Source organism: Rubripirellula tenax (assembly GCF_007860125.1).
Taxonomy (GTDB): Bacteria; Planctomycetota; Planctomycetia; order Pirellulales; family Pirellulaceae; genus Rubripirellula; species Rubripirellula tenax.
Window position 1 is genome coordinate 373,816 of sequence record NZ_SJPW01000006.1, and the last position, 14,109, is coordinate 387,924.

The following is a 14,109-nucleotide window of genomic DNA, read 5'->3' on the forward strand; positions in this document are numbered from 1 at the left end:
AAATACACCTATTTCAAACCGTCAAAACGGATTATCATTTTACGTCCGTGAAGATCGCCATCGGGGCGTGGCTCAGCCTGGTAGAGCGCTGCGTTCGGGACGCAGAGGTCGTGTGTTCAAATCACATCGCCCCGACTATCTTTCGTAACAAGCCCTTCGGCCAACAGGTCGAAGGTCTTTCTCATTGTGGCGCATAGGTTTACGTCATCCAGAGAACAGTTCAAACAGACGATTTCGAGGATTCGACGTTTGGCGGCGTAATCAGCCGTAACCCACCTAGCACGAAGGCTTTGCGAAAGTTCAAACGCTTTCACTGCTATGTCGATGGTTTCGTTCCGGCCACGGTCACAACGCTCAATTTCGAGCCTCAACGACGCCGCTTCGTCCCTCAGTTCACGGGCTTTGTGAGCAAAGGTATCAGCATCGATCTCTTCGAGCAGGCGAAGGTTGGCCACTGTTTCCCGTTCTCCGTTTCGCTGTTTGCAAAACGAACAATAGTAGTTCGGCCAACCCCCCTCACTATGTGGAGGACTTTCAGGCGCCCATCACTGGTCCCTTTTCAGTGCCCCGTGACAGGTGGGAGCCAAAGGGTTTCGGACTGGGGTCAATTCACAGGGCAATCGCACGTTGATTTCGTATCGGTCCAAGGATTGCGTTGTCATTTCGGAAGTCAAGACGCTCGCTTTTGAGTGGCGTGCTTCCCGCACGGAGGTGCCAAGTGATGAACAGTCCAGCAGCCATTGTTTGCAAAAGCTTTGTAAATGTTACCGACCCACGGGCTGAGCGTGGCCATAACCATGACTTGCTCGAAGTGATTTTCATCACGCTCACTGCGACGATTTGTGGTGCCAACAGCTGGACTGATGTAGAGCGGTTCGCCAATGGAAAGATCAAATGGTTTCGCCGTTACATCAAGTTGGAGAACGGCGTGCCCAGTCACGACACACTCGGACGAATTTTCAGCCGACTCGATACGGGTGAGTTTCTCGCGGCGATGCATCACTGGGTAGACCAATTTGCCCGTTCGCTTCGAGGCAAGGGCATCGCCATCGATGGAAAGGTTCTTCGTGGATCGTTTGATCGTGCTGCGGCCCAAAGCCCGTTGCACACGATGGCCGCTTTCGCTACCGAGACGCGGTTGGTCATTCGGCAGTTGTCTGGAATTCCCGACGAAAAGTTGACAGAGGACGTGCTGTCACTGTCACAAGCCGCGCGTGAGTTGCACGGCCGGCCTCACCCCTCAACTATTTGGAGGTGGGCGAAACGTGGCGTAAACGGAGTAAAGCTGGAAACAATCCGGATCGGTTCCGGACGCATTTACACCAGCAAGCAATCCGTCGCCCGGTTCTTGGAAGCAACTCAAGAATCAGCCAAATCATAGACGACGGACGCCCGCGCCGGATGACCGGTGACGGGCGTTTCGCGTTCCAATCTTTCACGTCGCATTGCTGCTAGGCGGGCGACATCATCACGGACGACGAAACCTTTTTGACGATTGAACCCGAACTGACAAGCCTTTTTGATCACGGGCAGTATGCAAAAAAATCGGCAAGCTGCATACGATTCCGCGAAGCCCCTACAAGCCCAACGGCAGTTTGAAGCGTTGGACTCTCTTCTTTGCGCCGGCAAGAATGGCCGGACTCGCTACGAATTGGCCGTTGATACAGGGATCCTCTACCAGAGCATCAAATCGGTGGCACTGGCTTTGCTTCGCGATGGTCTAGTCGAAGAAAACGGAGAAGTATGGGTCGCGTACTCGCATGAAAATCTCCACCGTGTTGTCAGTCGCGTTTGCGTGGCGACAGAAATTTGATTGGTGAGGATGTTCTCGCGTTTCTGGACCAGTACCTGCGTTTGCTCAGAGGACAATTGATGGACGACCCGGATATCGAAACGCCGTGCCAGCGAATTTACAAGAACCATCGTCAAGCTCTAGAACTGATTTACAAATACGCTGGATCTCCGGCAGCAAGACTGCTCGGCGAAATAGAAGAAGCGATCACGAAACACGCGGACAAATGGCACATCCTCAACAAGACAACAAAGGCCGTAAATTTTGTCCCGGAGGAATGGCTAAAGTGGATGCCGGAAGTTGGGTCGCGTCCAAAGTTTGATTAGAGGTGCTGGGCAGCGCTCCGATTTAAACTACATCCAAAGAAGGGCTTTCTTGCTGCGCAGACATCTACACAATCCCGAAGCCAAAAGGTGAAGCTTCCCCGATAGCGTAAAGGCAAGCAGGGAAACAAACGGTCAGATCAATCGCGAGTTGAAAAAACCGGGCAACCCAAATTCTGTGCCGAACAGCATTGGGTTTGAAGCATTTAATTTTTTCTCGCTAGGTGCTACGTTACCTCCTCTGATCCGCTCCGAAATAAGGCAGGGTTTGCCGCCTGCAAGCTGGTCCGCAGTTCACCCGATGCGTTCGTCAAATTCGGATACTGGAGTAGCTTCGGCAAGATTGCCCGATTACGATACGGCGCGGGTTATCGATCTGTAACGAAGGCGATCGAAATCGCTCGAACACCTTTGGCAAAGCATCGATATCATGGCCCACAAACGACCTGGTTCCAAAAAGAAAACGCGACGACCTCGATTGGAAAGCCTTGAAGTTCGTCGGCTGCTAGCGTCGGATTGGCGCAACCCAGCGGACAACTTGGATGTCAACGCCGATCTAAGGATTTCGGCCTCGGATGCTCTGGTGGTCATCAATGAATTGGGAAGACGTAGCTCCCAAAGCAATGCGACCGACCGCTTCGACCTTCTCGAACCTCGCCCGAGCAATCGTGGTTTTGTCGATGTAAACGGTAGTCGGACTGTCAGTGCCTTGGACGCGTTGACTGTTATCAACGCGCTAGGTCGAGGCATTTCTGGCCAGCGAGTGCTTGCCGAGTCCAACGCGTTTGCGAGCGAGCAACGAACCTTGGTCGCCGTCGGCCAAGATGCCGGAACCAGAACGTATCGAATGGAGGTCGACGCAAATTTTGGGTCCAGCCCTCAAGTCGGAATCGACGGAGACTTGTTCGCCGTTTACTTGCTCGATCCCGAAGATACGTCTCGATCACTCGTCGGCGACGGCACTCGCACGCCATTGTTCTCGTTAACAGCTACCGAAGCACGCAACACAACCGGGATCTCTCGCTGGGACGGCCGTATTCTGGAGCTTGATTTTTCATCTGTCACCGGTGCCGAAGATGGATTGCTGGTGCTGCAATCTCTCAATCGAAACCCACTTTCCGATTCGACATTCAAGCTCGATTTACTTTCCAATTCCGTTGATCCGGATGGAACGCCAGTCGGCCAGGTTGCGATAAATTCTGAATCGGTTGCGCCAGGTGCGATCATCGATACGGCGACGTTCACTTCATCGACGAGCACAAGTGTCGTTGAGCGAGCGACTGCTTTTGATTCGGCCACTCGTTTGTTGACAACGGAAATAGCAATTCAAAATATCGCGAGTTCAGTCAGTCGCAGCTCCGTAATTTCGTTCCCTGGACTTCCTGCCGGCGTGACGGTCGAAAATGCTTCTGGCACCGGGGCGGATGGTTCACCGTATATCAATCTCCGCGGCGCGATCGGATCGGGGGGGCTTCCTGCGGGCGTTCGATCGGGCTTCGTTCCGGTGCATTTCCATGTCACAGGCGATCAGCCCTTGAATTTGACGCCACAAGTGCTGGTCGGATTGCCGAATCTCGCGCCGGTCCTGGAATCGCTGACGACGATCACCGTGACGCCTGGATCACGAGCCGAATTGCAACTGCTGGCAACGGATGCCGACGGCGACGAATTGACGTACTCAATCACCAGCCAAACGCCGCTTCCCAATGCGACGCAATTCGCGGGCGGCCGCTTCACCTTTGCACCCACTCCCGGTCAAGTCGGTACGTACACGGTCGAAGCGATCGTATCGGACAGCCTGCTTTCCGATCGACAAACTTTCACGCTCATTGTGGTAACGGACCCGGTGGTCACCACTCGTATCGCCGGCCGAATTTTGGACGTCGACGGATCGCCAATCAGCGGGATTCAAGTCGAACTGGGTGGAACCGAAGTGTTAACCGACTCTGTCGGCGGCTTCTTGCTAGATGTTGGTGCGGGACTGCCGGTTACCGACACCTTGCGAATCCGCGGCGAGCTGTTGACGATCCCCGGCGCAACCTATCCGTTCATTGCCGAGAAGCTGCCGTTGATGCTTGGTGGCGCCGTCCAGCAAGGTCAAAATAACACGATCGTCCGGCCGATCTATTTGCCGAAACTTGATGTTGCCAACGGCAAGACGATCAGCGCTACGGAGGACACGCTGGTGACCACGGCGGCCATTCCCGGCGCCTCGGTGTTGGTGCAAGCGGGCACGCTTTTCAGTCAATCAGGCACGCCGTTTACCGGAACGCTGTCGATCACCGAAGTGCCTCGCGAACTGACTCCGGCCGCATTGCCGGCAGGCTTTGTCCCCGACCTAGTTGTCACGATCCAGCCCGGCGACATGGTGTTCACCCAGCCGACGCCACTGACCCTGCCCAACCGATCAGGATTGCCGGCGGGAGTCGAGCTTGATCTATGGTCGATCAATCCAGTGACGGGCGAGTTTGACAACGTTGGCAGAGGTCGCGTCAGCACCGATGGATCCGTCGTCGAAACCATCTCTGGTGGAATTCGGAACAGCAGTTGGCACCTATTCGTGCTGAATGTGCTGAACATCGATTTCAATCGCCAGAATCTTTTCAATCAAGATTATTCATGTGACCCCTGCCAAGAATTATTGGCCGGAACATCGATGGTCGAAGCCCATTCCGGAGCGGTGATTGAAAACCATAACTTGGTCACATATCGATCCCAAGGCGTCTCACGCGGTGTGCAGTTGGTTTACAACTCGTTTCGCGCTGACCCGCGACCGATCGTACACGATGCCTTCGCGTTGAATGTCGATACAAACCAGTTCGCCGGAAGCATCGCGGATGTGCGAGTCGTTTCGTATTTGACTGTAACCGGCAACGGACTTCGAGTCGAAGGCGACGATCATTTTTGGCGAACGGGCCTGGGTGGCCAAACTCAGGACATCGCGATTCAGGTGGACCTGAGCAATCAGCCGACCGGTATCTACGACTACACAATGAGAACCGGTTTCGTGGTCGCACCCGATGGCGACATCACGCAATCATCAGGGATACGAGGCGAAACGACGGGACAACTGTTGCACGTCAACAGCATTGCCAGCCCATTTGGAAGTGGTTGGGAGCTTGCCGGACTTCAATATCTTGTCGAGTCACAAGACGGCTCGGTGATATTGGTCGACGGCAACGGTACCGAACTGTTGTTCAAGTTGGCCACAGGTGGACTGTCATACGATTCACCTGCGGGACATTTCTCGACACTCTCGAAACTACTCGATGGCACCTTTCGACACACCACGACCGATCAATCCGTTGCCACTTTCGACAGCGACAATCGCTTGATTTCAAGCGTCGATCGCAACGGCAACGCCACTTTATACGGATACACGAATGGGCGGTTGGCCACGATCACCGATCCGGTCGGATTGATCACGACGCTCAACTACACCGATGGCAAGGTCACGTCGATCATCGACCCCGTTGGTCGTACAACGTTGCTGCAGTACGACGACCGTGGGAACTTAATTCGTGTCACCGATCCTGATAACACGACGCGAACTTGGTCGTACGATGGACGCAGCCACATTGTCGCTGAAGTCGACAAACGCGGGTTCCGCGAGGAAATGCAGTACGACTTTGCGGGGCGTGCACAACGGGCAACTCGCAAGGACGGCTCCATCCTGCAATACAAACCGGTACAAGTTCAGGGGCTGTCTCCAGCGGAGAAAACATCCAGTGCCGCAAGCGCGCCGTTCTCGCTGCGGCGTGACACTGTGGTTTCGACGTTTGTGGATGGCAATGGCAATGTGACAACGATCGAACTGAATACTGCTGGACAATCCGTCAGTGGGCGAGACGGAGTGGGTAGCCTGGGTGCGACGGTATACAACAATGATCTTCTGCCTGTCTCCACGACGGACGCGCGTGGTTTCCGGACGACGTATTCGTACGATGCCAATGGCAACGTGATTGGAATCCTGGACTCGGTCTCTGCCGTTGGTGGCGCTGGTGGAGTGCAATTTCCGGCTCCAGCTTTGCTGGCGGATACGCAGGTAGGCTCCTTCTTTGCCGGTGATCTCAACGGCGATGGCGCGATTGATTTCCTGGTTGACGATCAAGTCATTTTGAATAACGGCAGCGGCGGAATTTTGCCACCGGAATACTTGAATGGCGGATTTGGATATCCGAGCAGCATCTATCGTTTGAAAGATATGAATGGTGATGGGCTGACCGACATTATCTCATCGGTAGGTGTTGAATATACTGCCGGACTGAACATTTGGCTGCAGAACACGGACGGAACGTTCGGAACTGCATTGGCGTACCATACCGACGTGCTCCCAGGTGACTACACCGAGGACTATTACGAACCGGATGACCCGGAAAATCCGTTTCCGGACGTGCGTAGTCAGGTTCGGCAGCCAGGCATGGTCGTTGTGGATTTCAATAACGACTCGCGACCGGATGTACTGCTGACGCAGCCAGAAGATGAAATTAATCAGCCGTTTGCCAGTTTCATTTACTACGAGAATGATGGAAACGGCGGACTCAATTCGCCCGTGCTGATTCATCCCGACGATAGCGTGCAAGCAAATCGGCCTGGCTATGTTTGGGCAGTCGAAGCGGCAGATTTGAATGGCGACGGCAATCAAGACATCGTCGTTTCCAACACACGAAATGTTTTTGTCGGGCTGGACGTGAAGATCACGGTCATGCTTGGAGATGGAACCGGAGGTTTCGGATCGCCGGCCAACTATAGCTTGGGGTTCGAAAGTAATGGCGCGTCTCCGCTGTTTGAAGCAGCGTTCCTGAAACTTGTCGATCTCAATAATGACGGCCAGTTGGATGCGTTTGTCGCCTCTCAACACGAAGGTTTGGCGTCCGTTGTGTTTGGTGATGGACTGGGTGGATTCGGTGTGCCGACGATTGTCACCGAACTAATTCCGGAAGGAAATGAATTTCCATACTGGACAGCGATTGAAGCGGCCGATCTAAACGACGACGGATTCAATGATCTGGCGCTGACATCCAAAGCGGGTGCCATCATTCGCGTGCTGCTCAACAACGGCGACGGCACATTCGATACAGCACAGGACTATTTCTTTGACAACGTCTTTCAGGGATTCGCCGCCAGCGATTCGATTGTCATCAGTCTATTGGCGACCGATTTCGACAAAGACGGGTTCGTCGATTTGCTGACTCCAAGTAATATCGGTAACGACGTCAGTTATCTGCGCGGTCGTGGTGATGGCACGTTTGCTGCGTGGGACGAAATTGATCTGCCGTTCGCGATCCCTTATACGACTGCAGGCAACGCGATCGCGCCGGAGCAAATCGAATCCGCAGATTTCAACCGCGACGGTATCGCCGACATCATTACGCGGCACTATGAAGCCGGGTTGGAAGTACGTTTCGGATTGGGCAACCGACAGTACGCGGAACCGCTCGTGCTGGATTCCGGAGCGTCGGCCTTGGGTCGTCGTCAAATGATGATTGTCGATTTCGACGGTGACAATCTGGATGACGTTGTTTGGGAAATACTGGATAACACGGATACGCAGAACTTCAAAACAGTCCAATACGTTTACATCAACAACGGCGACGGAACATTCGACGAACCGGTTGTGGTTGATTTTGGGATTGCTGGCAGCCTGAACGGCGGACTGACAACGGCGGGCGACTTCAACAACGATGGGGTACTTGATTTCGTCCTCAGAAGGGAAAACTACGGCAATAATGGTTATGTGAACAGCACCATTTTCATGGCGTTGGACGATGGAGTCGGCGGCTATACCGTTTCCAGTTTTGTAGCCGACGGGCGGCCACAACAGATTGAGACGGGTGACATCAACCATGATGGCAACCTCGATCTGGTAATTAGCACCCGCGATACCGGTACGATCCTCGTCTACATTGGCGACGGAGTTGGTGCGTTTACAGCTGCCGCCCCCATTACAGCGGGCGGTGTTCGTGACTACGAAATCGTGGATCTAAACGCGGACGGGTTCAACGATATTGCGGTTGTTGCCTTCGATCAGTCCAGGCTGGTGTTAGATGGAGGATACCTGCTTAATGACGGGACCGGTCAATTCGACGCCGTGAATTTCGTCGGGGCCATCTCCCAGCGATCTTTCACTGTGGCAAGCTTGGAATTTGTTGAGATTGCCGATGTAGATGGCGATGGAGTCCTGGATATTGTGTTGGCCTCCGCCGCGCAATACCACGTTGCCGCAGGAATTGCGGGCGGCGGATTTGGTAGCTCGACGGCTTATCGTGGCGGCGGGTTCGATGCGACTGTCGTCGATCTGGATAACGACGGCGTCAACGACATCCTCGGCGCTCGAACACAGGTCCGTCGTATCAACCGTGACGACCACTATCGCAATGCAATTACGATGCACTACGGCGAACGTGCGTTCGGGCCGACACCTCGGCTGTACACCTACGACCCGGTTTTCAATCAACTGACCAGCATCACTGACGAACTGGGACGCCAAACATTTTTCGAAATCGATCCGACCAACGGCAACACCCTGTCGATCACGGAAGTCATCGGGTTGCCAGACGCAACTAGCAGTGAAACGAATGATCTGGTGACGCGTTACACCTACCTTGGCAACGGCCTGGTGGACACCGTGACGGATCCGCTGGATCGCGTTACTGACTTTGATTACGACGCACTCGGTCGCGGTACCCAGGTGACTTTGGCTGCCGGAACTGCCGACGAAGGCATCATCACCTTTACACTGGACGCGGCCGGCAACGTAACAGAAATTGTTGATCCAAATTTGAACCGGTCAACGTTCACGTTTGATCCACTAAATCGCCAACTTTCGTTTACCGATCCGCTGCTGGCGAGGGCCACGTTTGTATACGACGCCGCCGGCAATTTGATCGAATCGGTGGATCGCGGCGGAAGCGAGATGACGTACGTTTACGATGGCCTGAGCCGCATGGTCGGTGCGACCGACGAACAGTCCAACACAACGCGGTACAGGTATGACGATTCCGATAACCTTTCAAGCGTCACCGACCCGCTCGGGCAAGCGACTCGCTTTCTCTACGACGCCCGCGAACGACTCATCGCCAAAGTCGACCCCGATTCCGGAGTGACACGGTTTGTCCACGACCTGGACAACAACGTGACTCGCCTGATCGATCCGCTCGGCAACCTGACCCGGTTTACCTACGACGCACGAGATCGCGTGATCAGCGAGTTTGATCCGCTTGGAAACGAGATTCGATATGAATTCGATTTGGTCGACAACCTGATCGAAAAAACAGATCGCAATGGCCGCGTGACCCAGTACCAATACGACGACGTGGATCGGTTGGCTCGCGAAACCTGGTTCGATAACAACAGTTCAGTCGCCAACACCATCGACTATGTGTTCGACAAGGCAACCAATCTGCTCTCGATCACCGACGATTTCAGTGCGTTGACCTGGACGTACGATGCGCGCGACCGATTTATCTCGGAGAGCAACGCTGGAACGCCGGGAGCACCAGCGGTTTTGTTGCAGTACACCTACGATGGCGTGGGCAACATTCTTAGCGTCACCGATGCGATCAACGGTACTGCGGGTGCAGCAACTAGTTATTTATACGATGCACTCAACCGTGTGCAGAGCATGACTCAGACTGGCAACGGCGGTTCGTCAGTGGCCGACAAACGAGTCGACATTGCCTACAACGCAATCGGCCAGTTTGCGTCGATCAATCGTTTCTCCGACCCGGCCGGCACTCAACTGGTCGTGGGCACCAATTTCACTTACGACTCGCTCAATCGATTGGAACGAATCGCTCATGACAGCAGTAGAGGCACCGTTGCCTTCTATGACTATCTCTACGACGCCGATAGCCGCATTACGCAGATTAATGATGTCGACGGCATTACCGACTACAGCTATGACGACCGTGATCAACTGACCGGAGCAGACCACGCCGATGGCGCGAACCCCGACGAGAACTACACTTACGATGCCAATGGCAACCGGATCGAATCGCATCTTCAGACTGTGGGTTACGTCACGGGGCCAGCCAATCGCTTGCTGTCTGACGGCACGTATGGTTACGAATACGATGCCGAAGGAAACCGTGTTCTGCAAACATTGATCGCTAACGGCGATTATCGCGAGTTTCAATACGACCACCGGAATCGATTGGTGGCTGTCGTCGACTACGCATTCGATGCGACGCTGCAACAACGTGTTGACTTCACTTATGACTCGCTTGATCGTCGAATTTCAAAAGACGCGAATGGTACAGCGACCTACTTTGTCTACGACCGTATCGATGTCTTGCTCGATTTTATCGACGTCGATGGAGTCGGCGGCGACGCTCCCACACTGGATCAGCGATATCTTCACGGCCCGGCGATTGACCAAGTGTTCGCTCAAGAAACCGGCAATTCAGAAGTCAACTGGCTTTTGGCAGATCATTTGGGGACAATCCGCGACGTGGCGGATACAAACGGAGAGATCGTAAACCATATTCGTTATGACTCATTCGGGAACGTTGCGAGCCAATCCGACGAAACGAAGAGCACGCGTTATGGATTTACGGGTCGAGAAATTGATGACGACATCGACTTGTACTACTACCGAAACCGTTTCTACGATGCACAGGCTGGCGTGTTCATTTCAGAAGATCCGATCCGATTCTCATCGGGCGACTCCAACCTCTCGCGTTACGTTGCAAATCGCGTCCTGACGGCAATCGATCCGTTTGGTACGGAAACAACAATGCCAAGCACGGGCGTTCTGAATGACGCTGCGAATGCAGCGTCCTCGATATTGAATGGAGTGGGGGGCATTGCGGGAGAGATTCAAGATATCAGAGGCGATGATTGCGTAATTATTTCCAACGGTAAAAAAAGAAAAGCAAAGAAAGGCGATCTTTTACGTCACGGCGACCAGGTTTACACCGGCGCTGACACGGTGGCAGCGATTGAGCTTTCCGTCGGCGGTCGAATCGGAATCAAGCGTTCGAGCGGAATAGACATGGGTTGGGGAAGAGAAGTCTACGCCATTGTTGACGGGCGCCTTCAGGAAATACAACTTGAAAAAGGTGGAATGTGGGCGAAGTTTGCAAAACAGGACAAAGGAAACAAGCTTACGATTCAAACGAGCGGCGGTGTGTTGGGAATTAAAGGATAGGGAACGAAGCAACGGTGAAGTCCTGTCCCATCGATTTGACACAAGCAGGCTTGGGGACAGCCCCGGAGGTTGAGTAAAACTTTTTCTATTTAAAACGCCGCATACGGTTGCGGAGTAATCGGCTGAGAGATAGCCCCGGCGAGCTGATGCCTCCACCCAATGAAAATCAGATGAGAGAACACTGCTCAATGTCGAACCCGGATCGCTCGGTGCTGCATTTGGAAATGCCGCGGGCGTTGACCACGACCCTTGCGGCTTTTGACTTTCGAAGTGCGTCCGTCCTTTTCGAGCAGGGATTGGTGTTTGATCAGGCTGACATCAATAGCCATTTTTGGCAATTTGTATTTCGACGCTACGCACCGGAGTTCGGGCTTTCCCAGTTTTTCTCACCGTTCGTTTCGCGTGACGTCGTTTCCCGGTTGGTTGAGCTGCTCTGTGAGCTGCACGAAGATGCGTGGCTCCCGCTGATGCCGTACGGTTTTGAATTCGGAGACTTCGCCGATTCGAGTTCTGATATCGATGAGGCAATTTCCGGTACGGGAATCGGCGAATTGATCGACGCCTACCTCGACGAAGTGGCTCCGCTTCTAAAATTGGATGATCCCGACTTGCGTTGCGTTTCGCTGGGCATCGATTCGGCGAATTCGCTGATTTTCGCCTGTGCATTTGCAAGCTGCCTGCGAAAGCGTTTGGCGTCAAATGTGCAATTGATTCTTGGCAAACACAGCTATGAAAACTTTTCTCTCTCGCTGAGAAAAGATGATATTCTCGCAAACGGTGAGCTGCTGCGATTTTTCGATCACGTCATTTTTCATGAAGAAGAGTTTGCCAGCGAACTATTGCAACTTTTGAAACGGCCTGAGCAGCAAAGAGCGATTAGCGTGGACCGATCAACCCCGCAACCGGTGGAGCTTTTCAAGTGTTCGGTGTACTCGGACCTGCTAGTACTCCCGGCGAGTCAGTACGTCTGGTCGATGCCGCTTTCTCGAAACAAATGTTATTGGAAGAAATGCACTTTTTGCGTGCAGATCAAAAAACACAGTGCGGATCGCTATTTCGACGAATCATCGGAACTAGCATCGGCTTTGCGAGAGATTCAAACGCTTTACCAACTTGGTTTCCGATATTTTATATTCAACGATGAAGCAATTCAGCCCGCGAAATTGAAAAGGCTGAGCGACTTTCTCATTAAGAATGAAATCGACATCAAGTGGACGCCCAGGATTATCGCAGACGCAGAAATCAAGGAAGACCTGATCGCTAAAATGGCGGAGTCCGGTTGCTTCGAGGTACTCTTTGGTCTGGAAACAGTCGCTAGTGTCACCGCCAACCGGATGAAAAAAGTATCGCAGAATTCGACTGAGGAAGAATTGTTTCAGATGCTCAAGAAATTCAGTGGGCATGGAATCGAAATCTTCCTGAATTTGATTTACGCCTTTCCAACAGAATCAGATGAGGAGTTCCAAGAAACTTTCCAGTTTTATCAGCGAGTCAAGGAAGCGATGCCAGAGACTTTTGTCCGGTTCAACAAGTTTCACCTTTTCTATGGCACCGATATCTTTAACGCTCCCTCGGAGTTTGGAGTCACCGACGTTGAAGCGACGGATCCCGGCAACGATCTAAAAGTATCGTTGGATTACGAGGACCAATTCGGTAGAAAGCACTCGACACCGCCGAGCGAAAAATATTTCCTGGAGTCGATTGGTATGAGCGAGTTCGAATACGCCTCGATCGTCGAATCGGAAAGTCCGTTCTTCATAGCTGCGATGTTTCAGGTCAACTATGCGTCATTCGGACTGATTTACAAAGAACAAAACAAGCGAAACCTCTTGAGCAATCTGCGTTAGGTATCCACCTCCATGTCAACCATCGTAATTGGGTCATCCGGCTATCTTGGAAGTAACTTGCTACATGTATTCGGATCCGAACGCATCATCCGAGTCACAAGAAGCAGTCTTGCTCCAGGCCTTGGATGTTCAATCGATTTATCCAGTGTCGTGCTTGACGATTCTCACCCGCTATTCAATATGGTTCCAGAGCGAGTCTACGTTTTGGCACGGCCTGCTGAATCAGATTGGACAGTCAATCGCAGGTTTTATGAAAACTTGCAAAAGTTGTTGCAAAAGTGGTGTGGCAATCAGGAGCTCAAAGCCGTCTATTTTACGAGCACATCCAATGTCTATTCGATCAAGGAATCCGGCGTTAAAAGTCGGTTTAGCGATCATGCACCGGATGGCGAGTATGAGTATTTCAAACTGGAGTTTGAGCTTTTCTTGAAATACCTGCACTTTGCCCGCCGCAATGATGTCGATTTCTATGTGTTTCGCTTGCCAATCGCATTTGGTGGAATTTTCAGTCCAGAAAACAACGGCAATCAGTACATTTATTCATTCATTTCCAGTTACGAGCAAGGATATGCCTGGGAATTTCACAACGTTGAAGAACAAACGTTTGGGACTTCCTGGGTGTATACACCTGACCTTGTTGGGAAGATTTCTAGCCTTGAGCATATAGGGGGATCGTTTCAAATCGTGAATGTTGCCAGCGGTTTTTTCACGTATCGAGAACTTCATGAGATGCTCGTGAAACGGTTTGGCTCACGGAGAGTTGCTCCGCTCCGGCTATATCGATCGCGGATGGAAATCGAGAATGAGTTTGAATTGGAAAGCAGGTCAATCGAAGCTGAAATCGATCGTTACCTTGGGCTCGATTAAGGAACTGAAAATCTCTCGCCAAGGTGAACTTGAGTGGAATGCGAGCGAACAGTTCAGGGTAAATCAGATGCTTTACCCCTGTCCAACGTGAACTATGCTGAAACGAGCGAACGCAGTAGTTACTTGTCT

Annotated in this window: 6 protein-coding genes and 1 tRNA gene; 6 read left to right on the forward strand and 1 reads right to left on the reverse strand. The window is 52.6% G+C overall.

Features of this window, described 5'->3' with window-relative positions; all coding sequences use genetic code 11:
- Nucleotides 1–61: 61 nt before the first annotated feature.
- Nucleotides 62–135: transfer RNA gene (locus Poly51_RS22275), tRNA-Pro, on the forward strand.
- Here Poly51_RS22275 and Poly51_RS22280 read toward each other — a convergent pair.
- Nucleotides 117–455 carry a hypothetical protein gene (locus Poly51_RS22280; protein ID WP_146460259.1) on the reverse strand — a complete coding sequence of 113 codons (339 nt, stop codon included), beginning with the start codon at nt 453–455 and terminating at the stop codon, nt 117–119. The genes Poly51_RS22275 and Poly51_RS22280 overlap by 19 nt on opposite strands.
- Nucleotides 456–721: 266 nt before the next feature.
- Here Poly51_RS22280 and Poly51_RS31405 point away from each other — a divergent pair, with 266 nt between their 5' ends.
- The 5 genes from Poly51_RS31405 to Poly51_RS22305 all read left to right on the forward strand — a co-directional run bounded on the left by Poly51_RS31405 (nt 722) and on the right by Poly51_RS22305 (nt 13,980).
- Entirely contained in the window at nt 722–1,381 is a 660-nt protein-coding gene (locus tag Poly51_RS31405) for an ISAs1 family transposase (RefSeq protein WP_146460261.1), read from the forward strand.
- A gap of 491 nt (nt 1,382–1,872) precedes the next feature.
- Nucleotides 1,873–2,118 (forward strand): hypothetical protein, encoded by a 246-nt coding sequence (locus Poly51_RS22290; RefSeq protein WP_146460263.1) that lies wholly within the window; start codon nt 1,873–1,875, stop codon nt 2,116–2,118.
- Nucleotides 2,119–2,545: 427 nt separating this feature from the next.
- Nucleotides 2,546–11,266, forward strand: coding sequence for an FG-GAP-like repeat-containing protein (locus Poly51_RS22295; RefSeq protein ID WP_146460265.1), 8,721 nt, complete (start codon nt 2,546–2,548; stop codon nt 11,264–11,266).
- A gap of 701 nt (nt 11,267–11,967) precedes the next feature.
- Nucleotides 11,968–13,113 carry a B12-binding domain-containing radical SAM protein gene (locus Poly51_RS22300; protein ID WP_186775724.1) on the forward strand — a complete coding sequence of 382 codons (1,146 nt, stop codon included), beginning with the start codon at nt 11,968–11,970 and terminating at the stop codon, nt 13,111–13,113.
- 12 nt (nt 13,114–13,125) lie between these two features.
- The gene (locus Poly51_RS22305) at nt 13,126–13,980 is read left to right on the forward strand and encodes an NAD-dependent epimerase/dehydratase family protein (protein WP_146460269.1); all 855 of its coding nucleotides are present in this window, start codon (nt 13,126–13,128) and stop codon (nt 13,978–13,980) included.
- The last annotated feature ends 129 nt before the right edge of the window (nt 13,981–14,109 follow it).